Source organism: Mycobacterium sp. PDNC021 (assembly GCF_048282635.1).
Lineage (GTDB): Bacteria > Actinomycetota > Actinomycetes > Mycobacteriales > Mycobacteriaceae > Mycobacterium > Mycobacterium llatzerense.
In genome coordinates this window covers 3,696,440-3,719,844 of the sequence record NZ_CP182502.1, presented here as the reverse complement: position 1 = coordinate 3,719,844, position 23,405 = coordinate 3,696,440, and the positions used below count along the sequence as shown (strand labels likewise).

Sequence of the window (23,405 nt, the reverse complement as noted above, 5' to 3'; positions counted from 1 at the left end):
CGTGCGCCTCAGGTCACAGCGGAATCCAGATGGGGCCGAGCCAGAAGCCCCAGGCGTTGAAGCCCTGGTCGAACACCGGGTTCACCCACTGGCCGTTGTAGCTGAACGGCTGGTGGTCCCAGCGGCCGTCATCGATGCCGCGGCCATGCCAGTCACGGCCACGGTCGTCACGCCAGCCGTCCCGGTCGTTGTGCCAGTCGATGCCGCGCTGCCAGCCGCCACGGTCGCCACCCCAGCCGCCTCGGTCGCCGCCATGGTCGTCGCGGTGGTCGTCATGCCCCCCGCACGGTGCGCCCGGGGGGCACCAGTCGGCGCTCGCGGTCGCCAGGCCGATGCCGAAGAGTCCGGCGGCGCCGATGCCGGCCGCCAGGGTGGACGCGGTCAATGCCTGTTTGATCTTCATGCAGCTGACGCTATGGCGGCCCGATGGGCGTGCACTTAGCTGAACTTAGGTGTGTGCTGTGTATGCGGTCACGTTGCGGGAACGCCGCGCTGAACGTTTCCTGTCGGTTTCCAGAGAGTCTGGGAAGATGTTGTGCGGGAACCGGTTTGGTGCCACGAAATGTTGGCGGCTCGACGCAGTCGACGGTATGTCGATGGCGCGGACAACGTTTGCCTACAGATGCCAGACGGCCCACCACGATGGCGTGGCGGGCCGTCTGGCCGCAGGTCCGGTTACCGGGCCCCGATCACAGCGGAATCCAGATCGGGCCGAGCCAGAAGCCCCAGGCGTTGTGCCCGTTGTCCCATACCGGGTTAACCCACTGGCCGTTGTAGTCGAACGGCTGGTGGTCGAAACGGGCATCGTCAATGCCGCGGTGCTGCCAGTCGCGGCCCTGGTTGTCGTGCCAGTTGTCGTCACGGCCGACGGGGCCGGCCGGGCCACGGTTGTCGCCAGGACCACGGTCGTCGCCAGGGCCGCGGTTGTCACCCGGACCACGGTGGTCGTCGTGCTGGCCGCACGGCGCGTTCGGCGGGCACCCCGGGTCGGCATTGGCGCCGGCCAGGCCGACGCCGAACAGTCCGGCGACGCCGATACCGGCTGCCAGGGTGGATGCGGTCAACGCTCGCTTGAAGTTCATCGCGGCTCACCTTCCTCTTCCATGTGGTGGGCGGGTTGTCGCCACACTGGAACTCAAGTTAGGACCGCCTAATGTGTGTGCACTTTGGCGTCGCTAGGTGTGTGCTGTGCGTGCCGCAACAGTTTGGCCACGGGGCGCTGATCGTTGCCTGTGGCAAGTGCGACCACATGGGAAAACCTTGGGCAGGAAACGGTTTCATCGCGACCGTGCCGCGGGTCCGGCGCCGGTCCGGCTCGGTTGCCGGATGAATCACGACACCTCCGAGTTTGCGGAGTCTGCGTGGCAGCGCGCAGCGGCGTGGTGCTGCCCGACTCCCGGGGCGCCGAACCGGCCATCGAGCGGGCCGAAAAGCTGCTATTTGGGCGGTCCAACCACCCAAATAGCGGCTCTGAGCCGCCCGCGCGTCACCGGCGGTGCACCAACCCGATCCGACTCGGCACCGACACGCCCGACACGCCGTGACCTGCGAAAATTTTCCTGAATCGCCCCGGATGACGGCCCGAAAATCGGCCGGACACGGTCCCGGCCGTGCCGCCGTCGTCCCACTGAGTGCTCAAAACCCTTGATACGCAGGCAGATCTGTGACTGGAGCGCTTGAGTGCAGCCCCTGCCGAGCTTGCACTTCGCAGCCATCTGGAGCCGCCGTTCGCACTACACGCTGGGCTTTTAGCTTCGTTACCCGGGGGGTGGGGTTAGCGCTTGTCGGTAAGCGTGGGTACGGTCGTCGTCGCTGGCTGGTTCACCCCAGCCGTGACAGAAATTATTTGACGGAGATACGGAGGAACCCCGTGGCCCTTCCCCAGTTGACCGACGAACAGCGCGCGGCAGCGTTGGAGAAGGCTGCTGCCGCACGTCGAGCACGTGCCGAGTTGAAAGACCGGCTCAAGCGCGGCGGCACCAACCTCAAGCAGGTCCTGACGGACGCCGAGACCGACGAGGTTCTCGGCAAGATGAAGGTTTCCGCTCTGCTGGAAGCCTTGCCCAAGGTTGGCAAGGTCAAGGCGCAGGAGATCATGACCGAGCTGGAGATCGCTCCGACCCGCCGTCTGCGCGGACTGGGCGACCGTCAGCGCAAGGCCCTGCTGGAAAAGTTCGACTTTTCCTGATCTGACGCAAGACTGACGAGCAGTAGGGGCCGGACGGCGATGAACCGTGTTGTTGTGCTGGCCGGCCCCTCTGCCGTGGGTAAATCCACGGTCGTGCGCTGCCTGCGTGAGCGGGTGCCCGACCTGCATTTCAGTGTCTCCGCCACGACGCGTGCACCGCGTCCGGGCGAGGTCGACGGTGTCGACTACACGTTTGTCTCGGCCGAAGAGTTCCAGCGGCTCATCGATGACGGTGAGCTGCTCGAATGGGCCGAAATTCATGGGGGACTGCAGCGCTCCGGTACCCCCGCCCGGCCGGTCCGGGAAGCCATCGCCGCTGGTCAACCTGTCCTCATTGAGGTCGATCTGGCCGGCGCTCGGGCCGTCAAACAAGCCATGCCGGAGGTGCTGACGGTCTTCCTCGCGCCGCCCAGTTGGGAAGCGCTGGAGAGCCGGCTCATCGGCCGCGGCACCGAGAGTGCCGAGGTCCAGGCCCGTCGCCTGGCTACCGCGCGGGCCGAACTGGCCGCTCAGGACAGTTTCGATGTGACTGTTGTCAACAGTCAGTTGGAATCCGCCTGTGCAGAATTGGTATCCTTGCTGGTGGGCCGCTGAGCGGTCTGCGCCTAACGCCCAGATATCGCTGATAGCGACTCCAATCTTCACACCGAACGCCGGGAGAATCCTTCGTGAGCACCACTGTCGAGAGCATCGACTCCGACGCCGCCATCGCCTACGACACGCCGCTGGGTATCACCAACCCGCCCATCGACGAGCTGCTGGATCGCGTGTCGAGCAAGTACGCGCTGGTGATCTACGCCGCGAAGCGTGCGCGCCAGATCAACGACTACTACAACCAGCTCGGTGACGGCATCCTCGAGTACGTCGGCCCCCTGGTCGAGCCGGGTCTGCAGGAGAAGCCGCTGTCGATCGCCATGCGCGAGATCCACGGCGACCTGCTCGAGCACACCGAGGGCGAGTAAGGCCGCGTAGGCGCCGAACATGGCCGACCGCAAGCGCATCGTCGTCGGAGTCGCCGGAGGTATCGCCGCGTACAAGGCATGCACCCTGGTTCGTCAGCTGAGCGAGGCCGGCCATTCGGTCCGCGTGGTGCCGACCGAATCGGCGCTGAAGTTCGTCGGCGCCGCCACCTTTGAAGCACTGTCCGGCAATCCCGTGCACACGGGAGTGTTCGAGGACGTCTCCGAGGTACCGCACGTCCGGTTCGGCCAGCAGGCCGACCTGGTCGTGGTCGCGCCGGCCACCGCCGACCTGATGGCACGTGCGGTGGCGGGCCGCGGCGATGATCTGCTGACCGCCACGCTGCTCACCGCGCGCTGTCCGGTGCTGTTCGCCCCGGCGATGCACACCGAGATGTGGTTGCACCCCGCCACCGTCGAGAACGTCGCGACATTGCGGCGTCGCGGCGTCGTGGTGCTGGACCCCGCTTCCGGGCGCCTCACCGGCGCCGACAGCGGCCCCGGACGCCTGCCGGAGGCCGAGGAGATCACCACGTTCGCGCAGCTCCTCCTGGAGCGCGGTGACGCGTTGCCCCATGATCTGGCCGGGGTCAAGGTCGTCGTCACCGCTGGTGGCACCCGAGAGGCCATCGACCCGGTCCGGTTCATCGGTAACCGCAGTTCCGGCAAGCAGGGCTACGCCGTGGCTCGCGTCATGGCCCAGCGCGGCGCCGAGGTCACGCTGATCGCCGGAAACACCGCAGGCCTGGCCGATCCGGCCGGCGTGGACGTCGTGCACATCAGCTCGGCCGCACAGCTGCGGGACTCCGTGTTCAAATACGTGCCCGACGCGCAGGTGCTGGTGATGGCCGCCGCCGTCGCCGATTTCCGTCCTACCGAGGTAGCGACCAGCAAGATCAAAAAGAAGCACGGCCCCGGTGAAGCGGAGGCCGCGCCCGTCATCGAACTCACCCGAACCGACGACATCCTCGCCGGCGCGGTGCGGGCCCGCACCGACGGTCAGCTGCCGAACCTGCGCGCCATCGTCGGCTTCGCCGCCGAGACCGGCGACGCCAACGGCGACGTGCTGTTCCACGCCCGGGCCAAGCTGCAGCGCAAGGGCTGTGACCTGCTGGTTGTCAATGCGGTGGGGGACGGCAGGGCCTTCGAGGTCGACGTCAACGACGGTTGGCTGCTGGCGGCGGACGGGACCGAGTCAGCGCTGGAGCATGGGTCCAAGACCTTGATGGGCAGCCGCATCGCCGACGCGATCGCGGCGTTCCTGCGCGGCAACGACGTATGACCATCGCCTGAACCGTGCCGCAGCCGGGTTTGCTGCGCGGGGGTACACGACAGTTGTTAGGCGGGCGCGGATATTATGCGCCGGACTAAAGTTTTGGAAGGGAATTGCGACGTGAGTGAAGGTCGGCTGTTTACCAGCGAGTCAGTGACCGAAGGACATCCGGACAAGATCTGCGACGCCATCAGCGATTCCGTGCTGGACGCGCTGCTCGCGCAGGATCCCAAGTCGCGGGTCGCGGTAGAGACCCTGGTGACCACGGGTCAGGTGCACGTCGTCGGTGAGGTGACCACCAACGCCAAGGAAGCATTTGCCGACATCCCGCTGATCGTCCGTGACCGGATCCGCCAGATCGGCTACGACCACTCCGACAAGGGCTTCGACTACGCCACCTGCGGCGTGAACATCGGCATCGGTGCGCAGTCCCCGGACATCGCCGCGGGCGTCGATACCGCCCACGAGGCGCGCGTCGAGGGCGCCGGTGACCCGCTGGACGCCCAGGGCGCCGGCGACCAGGGCCTGATGTTCGGCTACGCCATCAACGACACGCCCGAGCTGATGCCGCTGCCGATCGCGCTGGCGCACCGGCTGTCGCGGCGCCTGTCCGAGGTCCGCAAGAGCAACACCGTCGACTACCTGCGTCCGGACGGCAAGACCCAGGTCACCATCGAGTACCGCGACAACGTCCCGGTCCGCCTCGACACCGTGGTGCTGTCGACCCAGCACGCCGAGGGCGTCGACCTGGACGGCACCCTGGCCCCGGACATCCGTCGCCACGTCGTCGAGACCGTGCTGGCCGACCTGGCGCACGAGACCATGGACACCTCCGACTTCCGGCTGTTGGTCAACCCGACCGGCAACTTCGTGGTCGGTGGCCCGATGGGTGACGCCGGCCTGACCGGTCGCAAGATCATCGTCGACACCTACGGCGGCTGGGCCCGCCACGGCGGCGGCGCCTTCTCCGGCAAGGACCCGTCAAAGGTGGACCGCAGCGCCGCGTACGCGATGCGCTGGGTGGCCAAGAACGTCGTCGCTGCCGGCCTGGCCGACCGCGTCGAGGTCCAGGTGGCCTACGCCATCGGCAAGGCCGCTCCGGTGGGCCTGTTCGTCGAGACCTTCGGCACCGAGCACTTCGACCCGGCCCGCATCGAGAAGGCCATCACCTCGGTCTTCGACCTGCGTCCCGGCGCCATCATCCGCGACCTGGACCTGCTGCGCCCGATCTACGCGCCGACCGCCGCGTACGGCCACTTCGGCCGCACCGACATCGAACTGCCGTGGGAGCAGCTCGACAAGGTCGACGACCTGAAGGCCTCGGTCTAGTACCTGCACCACGCAAAACTGCCCCTCGTCGTCGGACGAGGGGCAGTTCTGCGCTCGGTCAGGGGACGGGGGCCGGCTCCAGCCGGTTCGTCCGGTGCAGGCGGTGCAGGGCCAGCGCGACCAACAGGCTGATGGTCGTGAGCGCTACCCAGATGAGTTCCGGCCGGCCGGCATCGCGTGCGGTCTCCATCAGCGCTCCGGTGGCGAGGTTCCCCACCAGGATGCCGATGCCGACGATGGTGTTGTAAAAGCCGTAGTAGGTCGCGACGAGCCGGTCGCCGGCGAGCGACACCACGGTGTCCATCTCGAACGGATACACCGCGGCCGATCCAACGGCCAGCAGCGCGGCCGTCGTCAGCAGCGCGGCCACCGCGACCGGTCGGCCCCACCGGTCGTCGGGCACGACGATCAACGGGACGAACGCCGCCGCCAGCACCAGCACCCCGATCGTCAGCGACTGGGCGCGGCCGTACCGCGCGGTGAACCAGGATGTGATGCGGATTTGGCCACCGATGGCGACCAGCCCGGACACCGCGAAAACCGCCGCCACGATGGCTGATTCGTGGTGCGGCGAGAGCACCCCGGCGTGCAGCGGCAGCGCCAGGTACACCTGGAACGTCACCACATAGGTGCCCACCATCGACGCCGCGAACAACAGGAACGGCCGGTTGGCCAGCACGGTGCGCCAGTCGTGCAGGACCGAGACGCGTTCGGCGACAGCATGATCGGTGTGGTCTTTCGGCAGCGCGAACAGCTGCGCGATGGTCAGCACCGCGAACACCACCGCCGCCATGCCGGCGGTGACCCGGAAGTCCAGCGCCAGCAGGGCCAGCCCCACCAGCGGGCCGGCCAGGATGCCACCCTGATAGAAGACGTTGAACACCGTGAACGCTGCCACCCGGCGCTCGCCGGAGTCCGCGGCCAGGTATGCGCGCACCGCGGGATTGAACAGCGCGCCCGCGAAACCCGTTGCCGCCGAGGCGATGAGCAGCGTCGGCAGGGATTGCGCGACCGCCAGCAGCCCGAAGGCGGCCGTGCGCAACAGGCAGCCCGCCACGATCAGCGGCTTGTAGCCGAGCCGGTCGGCCAGCGTCCCACCGGCGATGAACATGCCCTGCTGCGAGAAATTCCGCACCCCGAGCACCAGCCCGATGGCCCAGCCGGCCAAGCCGAGCGGGCCGGCCAGATACCCGGCCAGATACGGCATCAGCATGTAGAAGCCGAGGTTGATGCCGAACTGGTTGAGCATCAGCACCCGACTGGGCCAGCCGAAGCTGCGGAACTGTGCGAGGACCTCCATCACCGCACCTCCGTCACAGCGATGCCGCATCGGGCCTGCGCACCGTCGCGCAGCGCGTCCACGAATCCACCACGCGTTCAGCAGGATCGGTGATCACCGCCGGTTCGGACGGCGGTTCGATCCCGAGCAGGTTGTGCTCGCGGCAGTAATCGTCGTTGTAGACGGTGTCGAAATACCGTTGCGGCCCATCGGGAAAGATCGCGGCGATCGTGGTGTCCGGATCGTGATGGCGGGCCGCCCAGCCGGCGACCAGCGCCACCGCGCCGCCGCTCCAGCCGCTGCTGGCATAGCTGGTCCCGGCCAGCGCGCGGCAGGCCCACACCGCTTCGGCGGGCGCCACCCAGTGCACCTCGGAGAACGCGTCGTAGTCGACGTTGTCCGGGTAGATGCTCGACCCCAGACCGCGCATGAGGCGACTCTGTGCGGGCTGGCCGAAGATCGTCGACCCGATGGTGTCGACGCCGATCAGCTTGAGATCAGGATTGAACTCGCGCAGCACTTTTGCCACCCCGGCCGAATGGCCACCGGTGCCGACCGAGCACACCAGGACGTCGACGGTGCCGAGCTGCGACTGTAGTTCCAGGGCGAGATCGCGGTAGGCGTCGACGTTGTCGGGGTTGTTGTACTGGTCGGGGTACCAGGCGGTGGGATCGCCGGCCAGGATCTGGGCCACCCGGTCGCGGCGGGCCTGCTGCCAGCCGCCGGTCGGGTGTGGCTCGGTGACCAGGTCGATGTCGGCGCCGTACGCGGCCAGCATCCGCAGCATCATCGGTTCCATGCCCGGATCGGTCACCAGGGTGACCGGATGCCCGTACACGGTGCCGGCCAGGGCCAGGCCGAGTCCGAGTGTCCCGCTGGTGGATTCAACGATTCGCGCGCCGGGCAGCAGGTCGCCGCGGGCGCGGCCGCGTTCGACCATGTACATGGCGGGCCGGTCCTTCATGCCACCGGGGTTGACGCCTTCGAGCTTGGCCCAGAAGCCCCGGTCGCCGGTGGTGAACGGTGCGGCGATCCGCAGCACCGGGGTGCCGCCGACCATGGTGCCGGGGCGGTCGTAGCGAGCCAGCCGGCACGGCCCGGACGCCGTCCGAGTGGATTTTCTGGGCAGGGTGAGATTGGTCGAATTGTTCATGAGTGCATCACTTTTCGCTTGAGGCCGCGGCGCGGCAGCGGAATCGGGCAGCGAACACCGACCGGACACGAAGCGTGGCCGATCTGCGCTGACCGATCAGCGTCGGGAGATGCAGAGCCGGGTCAGGACCGCCCGGCCGGAGTGAATCTGAAGCGCGCGCCGCGGCGGACCCCGGCCGGACCGGGGCGCCGACGCGCGCCAGCACACCATGAGGACGCCGAGGGTCACCACCAGGCCCAGGGCCAAGAGGTTGGAGGCGGAGCGGGGGAGTCCGGCGGCGGTCACCAGCTCCGGGGCCGATGGGGCCGAGCCGTCCCGCGCGTGTGGGTGTTGCGCGGCGACCGAGGGCAGTGTGTGTCCCGGGGCGACGAGCATGGGGGCGGCGTGTTCATGCGGCGTGGCAACAGGCTTGGCGCTCAACTGAATACCGATGCCGAGACCGAGCAGGGTGACGAGCAGCACGGCCGCTGCCCGCCATCGCATCGGCCGGGAAGTCACGTTCGCGACTGTACCGACGTGTCGGCGCCTATAGCCGGGCCGATGCGTGTCGTGCGGCAAAAGTTATCGGGTTCAAAGAACTTTCATATGAGTGCGGGCCCAGCGCTCACGCGCTGAATTCGTAGTCGTCGAGGTCGAACCGGCGGCTGCGGACGTATGCCTCCACCGTGGTGGCCGGCCGCAGTGGCACGTCGCCGTTCTTGTCGAAGTAGTAGCTGTTGGCCGACTGGCAGCTGTCCTGCCAGAACACCTGCCGGTGACGTTTGCTCAACATCTCGGCGAAGTACCGGTCATTGGCTTCCTGGGATACCTCAACCCGGTGGGCGCCAACCTTTTCGGCCCGTTGCAGGCACCGCACGATGTGGTGGACTTGAGCTTCGATCAGCGCGAAATAGGACGAGCCCACATACCCGTACGGCCCCATGACAGTGAAGAAGTTGGGGAAGCCGGGGATGCTGACGCCCTCGTAGGCCTGCAGCCGCTGCGTCTCCCAGAACTCGCCGAGGGTGTGCCCGCCGGCCCCGGTGACGGGGAACGTCGGCACGCTGTCGACGTCCATCACCTTGAACCCGGTGGCGAGGATCAGGACGTCCACCTCGTGGTCCTGCCCGTCGGTGGTGTGCACGCCGCTCGGGGTGATGCGCTCGATGGATTCGGTTACCAGACTGACATTTTCGCGGTTGTAGGTCGCGAGGTAGCTGTTGTGGAAGCCCGGCCGTTTGCAGCCCACCGCGTAGCGCGGGGTGAGCTTGTCGCGCACCACCGGGTCATGGACCTCGCGGCGCAGGAACGACCGTCCCATGCGGGCCGCGCCGTCGGCCAACGGGAAGACGCTGTAGTACTGCGCCGACAGCGGGAAGGTCAGCTCGACGTACGCCTGGCTGGCCAGCCGCTGCAGCGTCTTGCTGCCCGGGACGCGCATCGCCCATCGGGCCGCGGCCGGCAGCGGTAGATCCAGCTTGGGGAAGCACCAGATCGGCGTCCGCTGAAACACCGTGAGCTGCTCCACGATCGGCGCGATCTCGGGGATCACCTGGACCGCCGAGGCGCCGGTGCCGATGATCGCGACGCGCTTGCCACTCAGGTCGATGTGGGAGTCCCAGCGCGCGGTGTGCAGCGTGATACCGGCGAAGTCGGTCACGCCCTCGATGTCCGGCGGCTTGGGCACCGTCAGCACGCCGCTGCCGTTGATCAGGAACCGCGCGGTGAGTGTGCCGCTGCTGGTGTGCACGCGCCAGAGGTCGGTGGCGTCGTCGTACTCGGCGCCGGTGACCTCGGTGCCGAAGCGGATCCGGTCCCGCAGCCCGTACTTGTCGACGCAGTGCTCGGCGTACGCCTTGAGCTCATGGCCCTTGGCGTAGGTGCGGGACCAATCCGCGCTCTGCTCGAACGAGAACTGATAGGAGAACGACGGAATGTCCACGGCGACACCGGGGTAGGTGTTCCAGAACCAGGTGCCGCCCGGCCCGGAGCCGGCTTCGAGGATTTGGTAGTCACCGAGCCCGGCCCGGTCCAGCAGGATGCCGGCCCCGATCCCGGAGAAGCCGGCGCCGACGATCACAGTTTGGACATCAGGCGTTGTCATGGCTCCATACTCGCGCGAGCAGACGCGAAAACCCCCTATTTCGGTGAAAATAGGGGGTTTTCACGTCTGCTCGCGCAGAGACCGCTAGGTGTGGAGGGCAGCCTTCAGGGCCGCCAGGCCCCGGTTGGTGGCCTCGGTGGCCACCGGCGAGGCCAGCGCGAGGCTGACGAAGCCGTGCACCATGGTCGGTTCGTTGCTCAACTCGACCGGAACCCCGGCTGTGGCAAGCAGTTTGGCGTACACGGCGCCGTCGTCGCGCAGCGGGTCGTGCTCGGCGGTGCCGATGTAAGCGGGCGGCAGCCCGGCCAGCGACTCGGCGTTGGCCGGGGCCAGGTCGGTCGGCAGCGTCGAGGCGTCACTGATGTCCATGCCGGGCAGGTACCAGGACAGGAAGGCCGCAGTCACATCGCTGTTGAGCATGGGTGCATCGGCGTTCTCGGTGAACGACGGCAGCGTGGTGTCACCGGTGGTCGCGGGGTACCAGAGCAGCTGGAATGCCAGGTTCGGGCCGCCGGCGTCGCGCGCCCGCTGCGCCATCACCGCGGAGATGTTGCCGCCTGCCGAGTCGCCGGCCACCGCGATGCGCGCCGGGTCGCCGCCCAGTTCGGCGGCATGCGCGGCAACCCACTGCAGCGCGGCCCAGGAATCCTCGATACCGGCCGGGAACGGATGCTCAGGTGCCAGTCGGTACTCGATCGACACCACGATGGCGCGGGTGCCGATGGCGTGGGCCCGGGCCACGTGATCGTGCGAATCCAGGTCGCCGATCGCCCAGCCGCCGCCGTGGTAGAAGACCACCACCGGCAGCGGACGCGTCTCACCATCGATGGGCGGCCAGTAGATGCGGGCCGGAATCTGGCCTGCGTCACCGCAATCGAGCATGCGGTTCTCGATCCGCAGGTCCGGCAGCATCGCCGCGGGTGGTCGCATCGCTGCGATCTTGGCCCGGGCCACCTCGACGCCGTCGTCGATGGTGAACTCCAGCGGCACGGCGTCCAGGAGGGCTTTGAGGATCGGGTCGATACCAGGGCGGTCTGTGGACGTCACAGCGTCGGGCTCATCCAGGGTCATGCCTCAGGCTAACGCGGCCCGCAGCGCAGCGATTCCGCGGTCGGCCGCCGCGGTCGTCGCCGGCACCACGCCGTGGTAGCCGAGATAACCGTGCACCACGGTCTCGGCGTTGTGCACCTCGACGGAAACCCCTGCCGAGGTGAGCATCTCGCCGTACTTGATGCCGTCGTCGCGCAGTGGGTCGTATCCGGCGACGGCGATGTACGCCGGTGCCAGTCCGGCCAGTGACTCGGCGCGCGCGGGCACCAGTGCGGCCGGCGGATTCCGTAGGTCCACACCCGTGGCATATAGCAACGAGAAACCGCCGACGGCGTCGCGGCCCAGGACCGGCGCGTCGGCGTTCTCGGTGAACGACGGCAGCGAGGTGTCCCAGGTGGTTGCCGGGTACCACAGCAGCTGGGCTCGCAGCGTGATGCCGGCGTCGCGGGCCAGCTGTGCGACCACGGCGGCGAGATTGCCGCCGGCCGAATCACCGGCCACGGCAAGGCGATTCGGGTCGCCGCCGATCTCATCGGCATGGGCGGCCACCCACTGTGTGACGGCCCAGACGTCGTCCACCGCAGCGGGGAACGGGTGCTCGGGGGCCAGCCGATAATCCACCGACACCACCACCGCTCCGGTCCCGGCGGCATGCAGCCGGGCGGTGCCGTCATAGGTGTCCAGATCACCGACCACCCAGCCGCCGCCGTGGAAGAACAGCACAACCGGTGCCGACGGTTCGATGTCCGGCGGCCAGTAGATCCGGACGGGGACGTCTTCGATGACGCGGTCCTCGGCGCGAACCTCCTCGAACACCGCCTTGCGCGGCAGCTCACGGAACCGGGCTCGAGCGGCTTCGACGCCGCCGTCCATGGTCAATTGGAACGGAACTGCTTCCAGTACCTTTTGCAGAATGGGATCGAGTGGGGGACGCACAGTGTCCGACATGAGTTCACCGTACGCACCGCGCTGGCGGCTGTGGGTGGCGGCCGCAGTGGTCGCCGCCGGCTACGGCGTCTTCCTCATCGCGACGGCGCTGCGGCTGCCGTCGGGCGCTGACCTGACCGGGCAGTTCGTCCTGCAGCCCGAGATCAAGGCACTGCCCGCGCTGCTGCTGGCCGTGGCCGCGGCCGGACACGCCATCGTCCGCGAACGCCGCTGGCTGGTGGCCGCACTGGTGTTCTCGGCAGGCGGTGACTTCCTGCTGGCCATGCCCTGGTGGCAGCCGGGCGGGGTGCCGTCGTTTGTGTTCGGGCTCGGCTCGTTCCTGATCGCGCATCTGTGCTTCCTGGCCGCGCTGCTGCCGCTGGCCCGGCGTACCTCGGCAGCCACCGCCGGCGCCGCGGTGCTGGTCGTCGTCTGCATCGGGCTGGTCGTCTGGTTCTGGCCCAGCCTGGTCGCGCAAAAGATGACCATCCCCGTCACCGTCTACATGGCGGTCCTGGTGGCGATGGTGTGCACGGCGCTGTTCGCCGATCTGCCGACCCGCTGGACCGCACTCGGGGCACTGTGCTTCGCGGTGAGTGACGGCATGATCGGCATCAGCAAGTTCGTCCTCGGCGACGAGACACTGGCGGTCCCGATCTGGTGGGCCTACGCCGCCTCGTTACTCCTGATCACCGCCGGGTTCTTCGCGGGCCGGACGGTGTCGACGGTGTCGTCCCTGTCTGCTAAACCGGCTGCGTGACCGTCACCAGGACGCAGGCCGAACACGAGCCCGTGGCTCGGGTGCTGCCGATGCTGTCGGTGCCGCACCTGGACCGCGAGTTCGACTACCTGGTGCCTGCCGACCTGTCCGACGACGCGCAGCCGGGTGTGCGGGCCAAGGTCCGGTTCAACGGCCGCCTGGTCGACGCGTTCATTCTCGAAAGACGTTCGGACACCGACCATTCGGGCAAGCTCGGCTGGCTGGACCGCGTGGTCTCGGCCGAGCGGGTACTGACCCCGGATGTGCAGCGCCTCGCCGAGGCCGTGGCCGCCCGGTACGCCGGCAGCCGGCCAGACGTGCTGCGGCTGGCCATTCCGCCGCGGCACGCCACCGTGGAGAAAGGTCCGCCGCCGGAACTCCCGCCGTTTGCGCCGCAGCACGTCGAACCCGCTGCCTGGCAGCCCTACGCCCGCGGCGAGCAGTTCCTCGAGGCGCTCGCCGAGGGCCGGGCAGCGCGCGCGGTGTGGCAGGCCTTGCCGGGGGAGGACTGGGCCAAGCGGCTGTGCGAGGCGGCGGCCGTCGTCGTCAACGCCGGGCGCGGTGCGCTGCTGATCGTCCCGGACCAGCGTGACGTCGACGCCATCCACGCCGCGGCCCTGACCTTGGTCGACAACAACAGGGTGGTGGCGCTGTCCGCGGGCCTCGGTCCGTCCCAGCGCTACCGGCGGTGGCTGGCGGTGCTGCGCGGCCAGGCCCGGCTCGTGATCGGCACGCGCAGCGCGGTGTTCGCGCCCGTCGCCGACCTCGGGCTCATCGTCGTGTGGGACGACGGCGACGACTCGCTCTCCGAGCCCCGCGCGCCGTATCCGCACGCCCGCGAGGTCGCGATGCTGCGTGCACACCAATTGCGTTGTGGCGCAATCATCGGCGGCTTCTCGCGCACTGCCGAGGCGCAGGCGCTGGTGCGCAGCAAGTGGGCGCACGATCTGGTCGCCGGGCGCAGTGTGGTGCGGGCACGGGCCCCGCGGGTCGTCGCGCTCGACGACGACGCACACACCCATGAACGCGACGCCGCCGCCCGCACCGCGCGGTTGCCGTCGATGGCGCTGGGCGCCGCGCGCGCCGCGTTGAGCGCCGGGCGGCCGGTGCTGGTGCAGGTGCCGCGCCGCGGTTACGTCCCGGCGCTGGCCTGCGGCAAATGCCGGACCATTGCCCGATGCCGGCACTGCACCGGCCCACTGTCGCTGCTCGACCGCGACACCGTCGGCGCGGTGTGCCGCTGGTGCGGCCGTCAGGACAGCGCGCTGCGCTGTGGCCGGTGCGGCTCCGACGCGGTACGTGCCGTGGTGGTCGGGGCGCGGCGCACCGCCGAGGAACTGGGCCGGACCTTCCCGGGGGTGCCCATCGTCACCTCCGGCGGTGACGCCGTGGTGGCCGAGGTACCTGGACGCCCCGCGGTCGTGGTGGCCACCCCGGGCGCCGAGCCGCGCGCCGACGGCGGCTACGGCGCGGCGCTGCTGCTGGATGGCTGGGCCTTGCTGGGCCGACAAGATCTGCGGGCCGCCGAGGACACGCTGCGCCGCTGGATGTCGGCATCGGCCATGGTGCTCGACCGCGCGGCCGGCGGCACCGTCGCGGTGGTCGCGGAATCGTCGATCCCGACGGTGCAGGCGCTGGTGCGCTGGGACCCGGTCGGGCATGCCGAGGCCGAACTCGACGGCCGCGCCGAGGTCGGGCTGCCACCCGCGGTGCATCTCGCCGCCGTCGACGGCATCCCGGAGGCGGCGGACGCGCTGCTGGAGGCCGCCGCACTGCCGCCTGACGCCGAGGTGCTGGGTCCCGTCGACCTGCCGTTCGGCGCCCGCCGACCGCCCGGTCTGGACCCGGGCACACCCGTGCACCGGATGCTGGTCCGGGTTTCGCGCGACCGTGGGCTGGTGCTGGCGGCGGCCCTGCGCCGGGCGACCGGAGTGCTCAGCGCCCGCCACGATCAGCAGCCGGTGCGGGTGCAGATCGATCCGCTGCACATCGGATGAGGGTGTTCGGGTGGACCACAAGTAGCCTGGTGGATCGTGCGTATCGTCTTCGCCGGAACACCGGAACCCGCGCTGCCTTCATTGCGCAGGCTCATCGCGTCGCCGCGCCACGAGGTGGTCGCGGTGCTGACCCGTCCTGACGCGGCCTCTGGTCGTCGCGGCAAGCCGGCCCCGTCTCCGGTCGCGGAACTCGCTCTGGCCGAGGGTATTCCGGTGCTGCGGCCGGCCAAGCCCAATGAGCCCGAGTTCGTCGCCGAACTCGCCGAGCTGGCGCCGGACTGCTGCGCGGTCGTCGCCTACGGCGCGCTGCTGCGCGACGAGTTGCTTGCGGTGCCCCGGCTGGGCTGGATCAATCTGCATTTCTCGGTGCTGCCGGCCTGGCGCGGCGCCGCCCCGGTGCAGGCCGCCATCGCCGCCGGTGACGAGGTGACCGGCGCCACGACTTTCCAGATCGAACGTGCCTTGGACTCCGGGCCGGTGTATGGCGTGATGACCGAGGCGGTGCGGCCCATCGACACCGCGGGCGATCTGCTGGCCCGGCTGGCCGACGCGGGCGCCGGCCTGCTGGAGACGACGCTCGACGGTGTCGAGGACGGTGCGCTGACCGCGGTGCCGCAGCCCACCGACGGCGTGACGGTCGCCCCCAAGGTCACCGTCGAAGACGCGCGGGTGCGCTGGGACCTGCCTGCGCATGTCGTCGACCGCCGCGTCCGCGCGGTTTCTCCGAACCCCGGAGCCTGGACCGAGATCGGCGACCTGCGGGTCAAGCTCGGTCCGGTGGTCCCGGTCGAGGCAGAACCGTTGGCGCCCGGCGCAATTCGCGTGCAGAAGGCCGGCGTGCTGATCGGCACGGGGAGCACTCCGGTGCGGCTGGGCACGGTCCAGCCGCCGGGGAAGAAGGCGATGAAGGCAGCGGACTGGGCGCGCGGCGCCCGGCTGGACGAAGGTGTGGTGGCCCGGTGACCGAACGGAACGGACGCGGCGGCGATCGCGGGCGGCAGGGTCGTCCGAACAATCAGGGGCGCTCGGGCGGCCGGGATCGTCAGGACCGGCAGCCGGGCAGGCAGCAGGTCCGGCCGGCCGCCGCCGAGCGGCGCGTGCCGCGTGGCCCGCGCCGTAAGCCTCTGGATCCGGCGCGCCAGGCGGCGTTCGACGTGCTGCGCGCGGTGTCCGAGCGGGACGCATACGCCAACCTCGCGCTGCCGGCGATCCTGCGCGACCGCGGCATCGAGGGTCGGGATGCGGCCTTCGCCACCGAGCTGACCTACGGCACCTGCCGCTGTGTCGGACTGCTCGACGCGGTGATCGAGAGTGCCGCCGGCCGGCCCACCGACCGGATCGACGCCGTGCTGCTGGACCTGCTGCGCCTCGGCGCCTACCAGTTGCTCCGTACCCGGGTCGACGCCCACGCCGCGGTGGACACCACCGTCGAGCAGGCCGGCGTCGAATTCGATTCGGTACGTGCGGGTTTCGTCAACGGCGTGCTGCGCGCCATCGCGAGCAAGGACGAAGCCGCCTGGGTGGCCGAGCTCGCACCGTCGGCCGCTGCCGACCCCATCGGCCACACCGCGTTCACCCACGCCCACCCGCGCTGGGTGGCCCAGTCCTTCGCCGATGCCCTGGGCGCAGACGCGGGGGAGCTGGACGCGATGCTCACCAGCGACGACGAACGTCCCCTCGTGCACCTGGCGGCCCGCCCGGGCGAGATCAGTGCCGAGGAGCTGGCCGCGGCGATCGGCGGCGACGTCGGCCGGTTCTCTCCGTACGCGGTGTACCTGCCCGGCGGCGACCCCGGCCAGCTGGACCCGATCCGGGACGGTCTGGCACAGGTGCAGGACGAGGGCAGTCAGCTGGTGGCCCGGGCCCTGACCGAGGTGCCGTTGGAGGGCAACGACACCCGCTGGCTGGATCTGTGTGCCGGTCCCGGCGGCAAGACCGCGATGCTGGCGGCCATCGCCGCGCAGTGCGGCGCCGAGGTGATCGCCGTCGAACCGACCGAGCACCGGGCGGAGCTGGTCGAGCGCAACACCACCGGCATGGGTGTCGAGGTGCTCCGGGTCGACGGCCGCGACTCCGGCCTGGAGCCCGGATCCTTCGACCGTGTCCTGGTCGACGCCCCCTGCACCGGTCTGGGCGCACTGCGTCGCAGGCCCGAGGCGCGGTGGCGCCGGCAGCCGTCCGATGTGCCCGGCTTGGCCCGCTTGCAGCGCGAATTGCTCGCCGCGGCAATCAAACTCACCCGCCCCGGCGGTGTGGTGCTGTACGCGACCTGCTCGCCGCACTTGGCCGAGACAGTCGGGGTGATCGCCGACGCGCTGCGCCGTCAGCCCGTCGAGGCGATCGACACCCGCCCGCTGTTCGCCCCGGCTGATCGGCTGGGCCCCGGACCACACGTGCAGTTATGGCCACATCGGCATGGCACCGATGCGATGTTCGCGGCTGCGCTCAAAGTAGTCTGACCGCCATGGCAGGACCACTCATCGCGCCGTCCATCCTTTCCGCCGACTTCGCCCGGCTCGCTGAGGAGACCGCGGCAGTCGCGGGCGCCGACTGGCTGCACGTCGACGTCATGGACAACCATTTCGTCCCCAACCTGACGCTGGGTCTGCCGGTCGTCGAGAGCCTGCTGAAGGTCACCGACATCCCGATGGACTGCCACCTGATGATCGAGGACCCCAAGCGGTGGGCGCCCTCCTACGCCGAGGCCGGCGCCTACAACGTCACGTTCCACGCCGAGGCCACCGACGACCCGATCTCCGTCGCCCGCGACATCCGGGCCGCCGGCGCGAAGGCGGGCCTGAGCGTCAAACCCGGCACCCCGATCGAGCCGTACCTGGAAATCCTGCGCGAGTTCGACACCCTGCTGGTGATGTCGGTGGAGCCCGGGTTCGGCGGCCAGAAGTTCATCGCCGAGGTGCTGCCCAAGGTCACCGCGGTGCGCCGCCTGGTGGACGCCGGTGAGCTGACGCTGGTCGTCGAGATCGACGGCGGCATCAACGACGACACCATCGAGGCGGCCGCCGCAGCCGGCGTCGACTGTTTCGTCGCGGGCTCCGCGGTCTACAACGCGGCCGACCCAGGTGCCGCGGTGGAGGCCCTGCGGCGTCAGGCCGCCGCTGCCTCGCCACACCTGGTGCTGTGACGCCGGAGGCACTCGAGGCTGCGATGCGGATGGCCATCGGCCAGGCTGACGCAGTGAAAGGCACCACCTACCCGAATCCGCCGGTCGGCGCGGTCATCCTGGACCGCGACGGCGAAGTGGCCGGCGTTGGCGGGACCCAGCCGGCGGGGGAGGCGCACGCCGAGGTGATGGCGCTGCGCCGGGCCGGTACCCGGGCCGCGGGCGGCACCGCCGTGGTGACGCTCGAGCCGTGCAATCACCAGGGCCGCACCGGCCCCTGCGTCGACGCGCTGCTGGATGCCGGGGTGGCGGCCGTCGTGTTCGCCGTGTCCGACCCGAATCCGGTCGCCGCGGGCGGCGCTCAGCGGCTCACCGACGCCGGTGTCACGGTGTCCTCGGGCATCCTCGCCGATGAGGTCTCCGGCGGGCCGCTGCGCGAGTGGCTGCACCGCCAGCGCACCGGCCGACCCCATGTGACGTGGAAGTTCGGGGCCAGCATCGACGGCCGCAGTGCTGCCGCCGACGGCACCAGCCAATGGATCACCGGTGCCGCCGCCCGGGCTGACGTGCACCGGCACCGCGCGGTCGCCGACGCCATCGTGGTGGGGACCGGAACCGTGCTGTCAGATGACCCAACGCTGACCGCACGCCTGACCGACGGCACTCTGGCTGCCCGTCAGCCGCTGCGGGTCGTGGTCGGCGAACGGGAGATTTCGTCGGAGTCCAACATCTTGAACGACGATTCCCGGACGATGGTGATCCGGACACACGACCCGCTCGAGGTAGTGCAGGCGTTGTCTGACCGGACCGATGTGATCCTCGAAGGCGGTCCGACACTAGCCGGGGCGTTCGTTCGGGCCGGGTTGGTGGACCGGATTCTGGCCTATCTGGCGCCGACGCTGCTGGGTGGACCGATCACCGCGATCGACGACGTCGGGGTGCCGACCATCTCGCAGGCGCGCCGCTGGCGGTTCGACGGGGTAGCGACCGTCGGCGCCGACGTGCGGCTCAGTCTGGTGCCGAACTGATTGCTCGGCTACTTCCAGCGAACTTTCTACGCCGACCGTGCGGGCTCGGCTCATAAATTTCACCTGCTGAACCGTCCGAATTGATTCCCACAAGCTGCTGAGACGTGCGATTCACCGTGGCGCGCAGTGTGATTGGGCTCACCGCAGCCCATCTTTAGTTTTGCTAATCGTTATCAGTTCGAGATCAACGCCTCGGCATTCGTGCAGGAAGCCACGATTTCGCATCCGTAAAATTGGGTACAGAGACCGGGTCATCTGGATCCGGCCGAAATATCGCGCTCACCGATGCCGTTAGAGCGAAGGTGAACACGAGCAAAGGATAAGAGCATGACTGCACTGCAGGACTGGCTCAGCTTCCGTCCGGTTGAAGATGGCATCAAAGACATGGTGTTCCGCCGGCCCCTGCGGGCGGTGCTGAGTGTTGTCGAGGAATTCGACGACGCCGTGGACGGGGCGCTGGAACGCCTCGCGGCACACGCGAACGGGCCCCACGCGGCCCCCGCGCCGACCCCGGCGTACATCCCGGACAACGTGGTGCTGATGCGCCCGGGTGTGGAGCGCTGCTAACGCGCCGCCACTGAACAGGCCAGAAACAACGGAGCCGCAGAGTCGATCGACTCTGCGGCTCCGTTGTCGTCACGGGTCAGGCGACTGGCGCCGGATCAGCCTCGGGGGCGTTCTCGGGCTCGTCGGCCTGCTCGTGGCGGCCGGCGATCAGCAGACCGGCCAGCGCACCCACCACGCAGACGACGGCGGTGATCAGGAAGATCGAGCTGTACTGCATGGTGTACGCCGTCTTCGTGTTCTTCGCGATCTGTGCGGCCGCATCAGCCAGGTCGACGCCCTTGACCGCAGGCATCGAGGCCAGCGCCTGTTGGACCTTGTACAGGCCCCACGCTGACAGCGCCGCCATGCCGATCAGCATGCCGATCATGCGGGACACCACGACCGCGGCCGAGGCGATGCCGTGCTGGGCCGTGGGCACCACCCGCAGCGTCGCCGACGTCAGCGGTCCGATGACCAGGCCGAGCCCCAGGCCGGCGATGATCAGATCGGTCGGCAGCTTCGGCAAGGACACCACCACGAGGTCGTGGGTGGCCGAGAGCACGTCCATGTCCCAGCGCGACACCAGCAGGTACGCGGCCGCCGCGATGAGCAGGCCCACGAAGGCGACGATCCGGTCGCCGATCCGGGTGGCGATCCACCCGCCGACCAGAGCGCCGACCGGCAACGCACCCAGGAACCACGCCAGCTTGAAGATCGCGTGCGCCTGGTCGATACCGAGCACACCGCGGCTGAAAAGCTCGACATTCACCAGCGTGACCATCAGCGCCGCGCCCGCACACAGCGACGACGCCAGGCCCGCCAGGAACGGCCGGAAGTGCACACCCACCGGATCGATCAGCTTGGTGCGGGCGATCTTCTCCCACACGAAGAACGCGACCGCGACGACCGCGGCGCCGATCAGCAACGGCGGGCCGTTTTCCGGGAGCACCTGCTTGCCGTCCGGGTTCGGGTTGTACAGACCCCAGGTCGCCAGCCCGAGCGCGACGGCCAACAGCACACCGCCGAGCACGTCGACCTTCTCCGGCGTCTCGGTCTCGATGCGCGACGGCAGGCTGAAGTGGATCATCACCATGGCCGCGATGGTCAGTGGCACGTTGATCCAGAAGACATCCCGCCAGTCCTGCAGCAGCCACACCACGGCCACGCCGTACAGCGGGCCGAGCACACTGCCCAGCTCCTGCGCCGCACCGATACCGCCCAGGACGCCGGCGCGGTTGCGCGCAGCCCACAGATCTGCGGCCAGAGCCAGCGTCACCGGCAGCAGCGCGCCACTGGCGACGCCTTGAATGGTCCGGCCGACGATCAGCTGGATCAGCGGCTCGATCACCTCGTTCGCCGGGGCAAACATGCCTGCCATCGCCGTGACGATCGAGCCCACCACGAACAGCGCCAGGCTCGCCTGCAGCACCAGCTTGCGGCCGAACCGGTCCGAGGCCCGGCCCAGCAGCGGCATCGCCGCGATGTAGCCCAGCAGGTACCAGGTGACGACCGGCGTGACCTGCTGAATCTTGTTGATCGGGATGCCGATCCCGTCCGGCGGGTCCTTCATCATGTCGGTCATGATCGTCACGACGACATAGGTGTCGAGCGCGCCGAGCAGGACCGCGATACTGCCCGCGGCTATGGCGACGTGGCGGTTATTGCCCCCGGCCATTACTGAACGTCGGGCTTGTTGACGGTGACCGGCTTACCCCAGTCCGTCAGCGTCATCTGCAGGTTGTTGCCCGGGCTGGTCTCCAGCTGAGCCTGAGCCAGCTGGTGGTTGCCGCCCTCTTCGATCCAGGCGGTGCCCGGGAGCGCTTGGGTGACCTTCAGCTGCGGGGCGATCTTGTTGACCGCGTCGGCGCTGACGGTGCCGGTGACCTTGACGGTCTTCACGCCGTTGATGTCCTCGCGGCCGACGGCCTTGGCCTCGGTGAAGTTGTCCAGGATGTTGGCCAGGCCGGTCTCCGGGCGCAGGATCGCCGAGATGTCGTAGATGGCATCGGCGGGCCCGAAGTCGGACAGCGGGCCACCGGACGACAGCGAGGCGTACAAGTGGTTGTCGTAGACGACGAACGGGGCGTCCTGGACGCCCATGCCGCCCACCGACAGGTTGGCCTTGCCCTGGCCGGCGACCGCCGGGGTCAGCGTCATGTCACCGGTCAGCTTGGTCACGGTCAGCTTGGCGATCTTGCCGTTGACCGTCAGGACCAGGTGCACGCTCTGCTGGCCGCGGGTGGTGTCGGCGGACTGCTTGAGCAGCGCGGTGGCGTCGGGCAGCGGTGCCGAGGGGGCCTCGGACTTCGAGCAACCGGAGACCAGGAGCACCCCGGCCATCACGGTGGAGAGTAGGGAAACAAGCATGGCGGAGCGTTTGCGCGTCTGCATGCCCTGCATCGTAATAGGTGCGGCCGACTAACCAGTTGTCTCGATCGGCCGGTAGAACCTCAGGCATGGTTGCCGAACTCGAATTTCGGGCCGTTCCGATCGATATCGGCGACGGCGCGGCACTGGTGGGTGCGATGGAGGCCGAGATGGCCGAGCTGTACGCCGACGTCCGCGGCGGACTCGATCTGAACGCACCCGACATGCCGAAAGCCGGGCCCGCCGAACTCGGTCCGCCGCACGGCGTCTACCTGGCCGGATACCTCGACGGCCGACCGGTCTGCGGTGGTGGACTCAAGCGGCTGCCCGACGGGACCTGCGAGATCAAGCGGATGTACGTCGCGCCCGAGGCGCGGGGGCAGGGCGTGGCCCGAATCCTGTTGCGGGCCTTGGAAGAGGCGGCCCGCGGGCTCGGCTACGCGGTTGCCAGGCTCGACACCGGGTCGCGGCAGCCGCATGCCCAGCGGTTGTACGAATCGGAGGGGTACGGGCCGGTCGTGAATTTCAACGGCAACCCGGTGGCGCACTACTTCGGGGAGAAGCATCTCGGGGATAGCGGAGGGGGCGAGCGGAGCGACGGGGGATAGTTAGGCTGGGCACATGTTCACCGGCATTGTCGAAGAGCTCGGCGAGATCGTCAGCAAGGACCAACTGACCGATGCGGCGCGGTTCGTCATCCGCGGCCCGTTGGTCACCACCGATGCCGGGCACGGCGATTCGATCGCGGTGAACGGCGTCTGCCTGACTGTCGTGGACGTGCTGCCCGACGGCGCGTTCTCCGCCGATGTGATGGCCGAGACCCTCAACCGGTCCAGCTTGGGGGGCGTCGAGGTCGGTGGTCGGGTCAACTTGGAGCGCGCCGCGGCGATCAACAGCCGGCTCGGTGGGCACATCGTGCAGGGGCACGTGGACGGCACCGGCACTGTGCTGTCGCGCACACCCTCGGAGCACTGGGAGGTCGTGCGCATCGCGCTGCCGCCGCAGCTGGCCCGGTACGTGGTGGAGAAGGGCTCGATCACCGTGGACGGGGTGTCACTGACGGTGTCCGGCCTGGGGCGCGACGAGCAGGGCGACTGGTTCGAGATCTCTCTGATTCCAACGACGTTGCAGCTGACGACGTTGGGCCGCGCCCCGGTGGGGACGACGGTGAACCTGGAAGTCGACGTCATCGCGAAATACGTCGAACGGCTGCTCACCCCGGCGCAGTAGCGCCCTGGCATGCCGTGTCCGCTGAGCGGACCGGCGGGAGTAAGTCGGCCTACACCAGTGGTTCATACTGGTAGGTGATCAACTTGGCCCTGAGGTGGCCACGGCAAGGGTGGTG

At 69.1% G+C, this 23,405-nt stretch carries 25 protein-coding genes; 15 read left to right on the top strand and 10 right to left on the bottom strand.

Translation table 11 applies throughout. The annotated features are described in order from the left end of the window. Nucleotides 1-13: 13 nt before the first annotated feature. A complete protein-coding gene (locus ACNO8X_RS17625) occupies nucleotides 14-403 on the bottom strand; it encodes a hypothetical protein (RefSeq protein WP_418002052.1) in 390 nt (129 codons plus the stop codon). A gap of 286 nt (nucleotides 404-689) precedes the next feature. Further along, entirely contained in the window at nucleotides 690-1,082 is a 393-nt protein-coding gene (locus tag ACNO8X_RS17620; RefSeq protein WP_418002051.1) for a hypothetical protein, read from the bottom strand. A 279-nt stretch (nucleotides 1,083-1,361) separates the two neighbouring features. Here ACNO8X_RS17620 and ACNO8X_RS17615 point away from each other — a divergent pair, with 279 nt between their 5' ends. The 6 genes from ACNO8X_RS17615 to metK all read left to right on the top strand — a co-directional run bounded on the left by ACNO8X_RS17615 (nucleotide 1,362) and on the right by metK (nucleotide 5,749). Further along, nucleotides 1,362-1,544, top strand: coding sequence for a hypothetical protein (locus ACNO8X_RS17615; protein WP_418002050.1), 183 nt, complete (start codon nucleotides 1,362-1,364; stop codon nucleotides 1,542-1,544). 326 nt (nucleotides 1,545-1,870) lie between these two features. Next, nucleotides 1,871-2,188, top strand: coding sequence for an integration host factor, actinobacterial type (gene mihF / locus ACNO8X_RS17610; protein ID WP_011894593.1), 318 nt, complete (start codon nucleotides 1,871-1,873; stop codon nucleotides 2,186-2,188). Between the two features lie 39 nt (nucleotides 2,189-2,227). Beyond that, nucleotides 2,228-2,782, top strand: coding sequence for a guanylate kinase (gmk, locus tag ACNO8X_RS17605; protein WP_418002049.1), 555 nt, complete (start codon nucleotides 2,228-2,230; stop codon nucleotides 2,780-2,782). A 74-nt stretch (nucleotides 2,783-2,856) separates the two neighbouring features. Further along, complete coding sequence (rpoZ, locus tag ACNO8X_RS17600; RefSeq protein ID WP_020101623.1) at nucleotides 2,857-3,150, top strand: DNA-directed RNA polymerase subunit omega; 294 nt, start codon at nucleotides 2,857-2,859, stop codon at nucleotides 3,148-3,150. 19 nt (nucleotides 3,151-3,169) lie between these two features. After that, nucleotides 3,170-4,429, top strand: a complete 1,260-nt coding sequence (gene coaBC / locus ACNO8X_RS17595) for a bifunctional phosphopantothenoylcysteine decarboxylase/phosphopantothenate--cysteine ligase CoaBC (RefSeq protein ID WP_418002048.1) — start codon at nucleotides 3,170-3,172, stop codon at nucleotides 4,427-4,429. A gap of 111 nt (nucleotides 4,430-4,540) precedes the next feature. Next, nucleotides 4,541-5,749: a methionine adenosyltransferase gene (metK, locus tag ACNO8X_RS17590; protein ID WP_043392665.1), complete on the top strand. Its 1,209-nt coding sequence runs from the start codon at nucleotides 4,541-4,543 to the stop codon at nucleotides 5,747-5,749. A 58-nt stretch (nucleotides 5,750-5,807) separates the two neighbouring features. Here the strand turns inward: metK and ACNO8X_RS17585 are convergent, their stop codons facing one another. From ACNO8X_RS17585 to ACNO8X_RS17560, 6 genes are all read right to left on the bottom strand, one after another. After that, a complete protein-coding gene (locus tag ACNO8X_RS17585) occupies nucleotides 5,808-7,049 on the bottom strand; it encodes an MFS transporter (protein WP_418002047.1) in 1,242 nt (413 codons plus the stop codon). A 13-nt stretch (nucleotides 7,050-7,062) separates the two neighbouring features. Continuing rightward, the gene (locus ACNO8X_RS17580) at nucleotides 7,063-8,088 is read right to left on the bottom strand and encodes a PLP-dependent cysteine synthase family protein (protein ID WP_418005945.1); all 1,026 of its coding nucleotides are present in this window, start codon (nucleotides 8,086-8,088) and stop codon (nucleotides 7,063-7,065) included. Between the two features lie 189 nt (nucleotides 8,089-8,277). Continuing rightward, nucleotides 8,278-8,679, bottom strand: coding sequence for a hypothetical protein (locus ACNO8X_RS17575; RefSeq protein ID WP_418002046.1), 402 nt, complete (start codon nucleotides 8,677-8,679; stop codon nucleotides 8,278-8,280). A 106-nt stretch (nucleotides 8,680-8,785) separates the two neighbouring features. Further along, entirely contained in the window at nucleotides 8,786-10,264 is a 1,479-nt protein-coding gene (locus ACNO8X_RS17570) for a flavin-containing monooxygenase (RefSeq protein WP_418002045.1), read from the bottom strand. Nucleotides 10,265-10,348: 84 nt separating this feature from the next. Continuing rightward, complete coding sequence (locus ACNO8X_RS17565) at nucleotides 10,349-11,335, bottom strand: alpha/beta hydrolase (RefSeq protein WP_418002044.1); 987 nt, start codon at nucleotides 11,333-11,335, stop codon at nucleotides 10,349-10,351. Nucleotides 11,336-11,338: 3 nt separating this feature from the next. Continuing rightward, nucleotides 11,339-12,262, bottom strand: coding sequence for an alpha/beta hydrolase (locus ACNO8X_RS17560; RefSeq protein ID WP_418002043.1), 924 nt, complete (start codon nucleotides 12,260-12,262; stop codon nucleotides 11,339-11,341). Here ACNO8X_RS17560 and ACNO8X_RS17555 point away from each other — a divergent pair. The 7 genes from ACNO8X_RS17555 (at nucleotide 12,261) to ACNO8X_RS17525 (ending at nucleotide 19,714) form a co-directional block, all read left to right on the top strand. Next, the gene (locus tag ACNO8X_RS17555; protein ID WP_418002042.1) at nucleotides 12,261-13,001 is read left to right on the top strand and encodes a lysoplasmalogenase; all 741 of its coding nucleotides are present in this window, start codon (nucleotides 12,261-12,263) and stop codon (nucleotides 12,999-13,001) included. The genes ACNO8X_RS17560 and ACNO8X_RS17555 overlap by 2 nt on opposite strands. A 50-nt stretch (nucleotides 13,002-13,051) precedes the next feature. Continuing rightward, nucleotides 13,052-14,998 (top strand): primosomal protein N', encoded by a 1,947-nt coding sequence (locus ACNO8X_RS17550; protein ID WP_418005944.1) that lies wholly within the window; start codon nucleotides 13,052-13,054, stop codon nucleotides 14,996-14,998. A gap of 36 nt (nucleotides 14,999-15,034) precedes the next feature. Next, the gene (fmt, locus tag ACNO8X_RS17545; RefSeq protein ID WP_260972020.1) at nucleotides 15,035-15,961 is read left to right on the top strand and encodes a methionyl-tRNA formyltransferase; all 927 of its coding nucleotides are present in this window, start codon (nucleotides 15,035-15,037) and stop codon (nucleotides 15,959-15,961) included. A 134-nt stretch (nucleotides 15,962-16,095) separates the two neighbouring features. Next, complete coding sequence (locus ACNO8X_RS17540; RefSeq protein ID WP_418005943.1) at nucleotides 16,096-17,457, top strand: RsmB/NOP family class I SAM-dependent RNA methyltransferase; 1,362 nt, start codon at nucleotides 16,096-16,098, stop codon at nucleotides 17,455-17,457. A gap of 5 nt (nucleotides 17,458-17,462) precedes the next feature. Beyond that, nucleotides 17,463-18,140 carry a ribulose-phosphate 3-epimerase gene (gene rpe / locus ACNO8X_RS17535; RefSeq protein WP_418002041.1) on the top strand — a complete coding sequence of 226 codons (678 nt, stop codon included), beginning with the start codon at nucleotides 17,463-17,465 and terminating at the stop codon, nucleotides 18,138-18,140. Beyond that, nucleotides 18,137-19,147, top strand: a complete 1,011-nt coding sequence (ribD, locus tag ACNO8X_RS17530; RefSeq protein ID WP_418002040.1) for a bifunctional diaminohydroxyphosphoribosylaminopyrimidine deaminase/5-amino-6-(5-phosphoribosylamino)uracil reductase RibD — start codon at nucleotides 18,137-18,139, stop codon at nucleotides 19,145-19,147. The genes rpe and ribD overlap by 4 nt, the downstream gene beginning before the upstream one ends. Before the next feature lie 327 nt (nucleotides 19,148-19,474). Next, nucleotides 19,475-19,714, top strand: coding sequence for a hypothetical protein (locus tag ACNO8X_RS17525; RefSeq protein WP_043392638.1), 240 nt, complete (start codon nucleotides 19,475-19,477; stop codon nucleotides 19,712-19,714). Nucleotides 19,715-19,790: 76 nt separating this feature from the next. Here ACNO8X_RS17525 and ACNO8X_RS17520 read toward each other — a convergent pair whose 3' ends face one another. Together ACNO8X_RS17520 and ACNO8X_RS17515 are read right to left on the bottom strand one after the other, a co-directional pair. After that, nucleotides 19,791-21,368, bottom strand: a complete 1,578-nt coding sequence (locus ACNO8X_RS17520; RefSeq protein ID WP_418002039.1) for an MFS transporter — start codon at nucleotides 21,366-21,368, stop codon at nucleotides 19,791-19,793. Then, nucleotides 21,368-22,084 carry an LppX_LprAFG lipoprotein gene (locus tag ACNO8X_RS17515; RefSeq protein WP_166651508.1) on the bottom strand — a complete coding sequence of 239 codons (717 nt, stop codon included), beginning with the start codon at nucleotides 22,082-22,084 and terminating at the stop codon, nucleotides 21,368-21,370. The genes ACNO8X_RS17520 and ACNO8X_RS17515 overlap by 1 nt, the downstream gene beginning before the upstream one ends. A 65-nt stretch (nucleotides 22,085-22,149) precedes the next feature. Between ACNO8X_RS17515 and ACNO8X_RS17510 the strand changes: the two genes are divergently transcribed. Further along, complete coding sequence (locus tag ACNO8X_RS17510) at nucleotides 22,150-22,668, top strand: GNAT family N-acetyltransferase (protein ID WP_418002038.1); 519 nt, start codon at nucleotides 22,150-22,152, stop codon at nucleotides 22,666-22,668. A gap of 13 nt (nucleotides 22,669-22,681) precedes the next feature. Beyond that, on the top strand, nucleotides 22,682-23,290 hold the full coding sequence (locus tag ACNO8X_RS17505; protein WP_418002037.1) for a riboflavin synthase: 609 nt from the start codon (nucleotides 22,682-22,684) through the stop codon (nucleotides 23,288-23,290). The last annotated feature ends 115 nt before the right edge of the window (nucleotides 23,291-23,405 follow it).

Coding starts and splice junctions, on each gene's coding strand:
- ACNO8X_RS17625 (WP_418002052.1), bottom strand. CDS start 403: ATGAAGATCAAACAGGCATTGACCGCGTCCACCCTGGCGGCCGGCATC.
- ACNO8X_RS17620 (WP_418002051.1), bottom strand. CDS start 1,082: ATGAACTTCAAGCGAGCGTTGACCGCATCCACCCTGGCAGCCGGTATC.
- gmk (WP_418002049.1), top strand. CDS start 2,228: ATGAACCGTGTTGTTGTGCTGGCCGGCCCCTCTGCCGTGGGTAAATCC.
- coaBC (WP_418002048.1), top strand. CDS start 3,170: ATGGCCGACCGCAAGCGCATCGTCGTCGGAGTCGCCGGAGGTATCGCC.
- ACNO8X_RS17585 (WP_418002047.1), bottom strand. CDS start 7,049: ATGGAGGTCCTCGCACAGTTCCGCAGCTTCGGCTGGCCCAGTCGGGTG.
- ACNO8X_RS17580 (WP_418005945.1), bottom strand. CDS start 8,088: ATGGTCGGCGGCACCCCGGTGCTGCGGATCGCCGCACCGTTCACCACC.
- ACNO8X_RS17570 (WP_418002045.1), bottom strand. CDS start 10,264: ATGACAACGCCTGATGTCCAAACTGTGATCGTCGGCGCCGGCTTCTCC.
- ACNO8X_RS17565 (WP_418002044.1), bottom strand. CDS start 11,335: ATGACCCTGGATGAGCCCGACGCTGTGACGTCCACAGACCGCCCTGGT.
- ACNO8X_RS17555 (WP_418002042.1), top strand. CDS start 12,261: ATGAGTTCACCGTACGCACCGCGCTGGCGGCTGTGGGTGGCGGCCGCA.
- ACNO8X_RS17560 (WP_418002043.1), bottom strand. CDS start 12,262: ATGTCGGACACTGTGCGTCCCCCACTCGATCCCATTCTGCAAAAGGTA.
- ACNO8X_RS17550 (WP_418005944.1), top strand. CDS start 13,052: ATGCTGTCGGTGCCGCACCTGGACCGCGAGTTCGACTACCTGGTGCCT.
- rpe (WP_418002041.1), top strand. CDS start 17,463: ATGGCAGGACCACTCATCGCGCCGTCCATCCTTTCCGCCGACTTCGCC.
- ACNO8X_RS17525 (WP_043392638.1), top strand. CDS start 19,475: ATGACTGCACTGCAGGACTGGCTCAGCTTCCGTCCGGTTGAAGATGGC.
- ACNO8X_RS17520 (WP_418002039.1), bottom strand. CDS start 21,368: ATGGCCGGGGGCAATAACCGCCACGTCGCCATAGCCGCGGGCAGTATC.
- ACNO8X_RS17515 (WP_166651508.1), bottom strand. CDS start 22,084: ATGCAGACGCGCAAACGCTCCGCCATGCTTGTTTCCCTACTCTCCACC.
- ACNO8X_RS17510 (WP_418002038.1), top strand. CDS start 22,150: ATGGTTGCCGAACTCGAATTTCGGGCCGTTCCGATCGATATCGGCGAC.
- ACNO8X_RS17505 (WP_418002037.1), top strand. CDS start 22,682: ATGTTCACCGGCATTGTCGAAGAGCTCGGCGAGATCGTCAGCAAGGAC.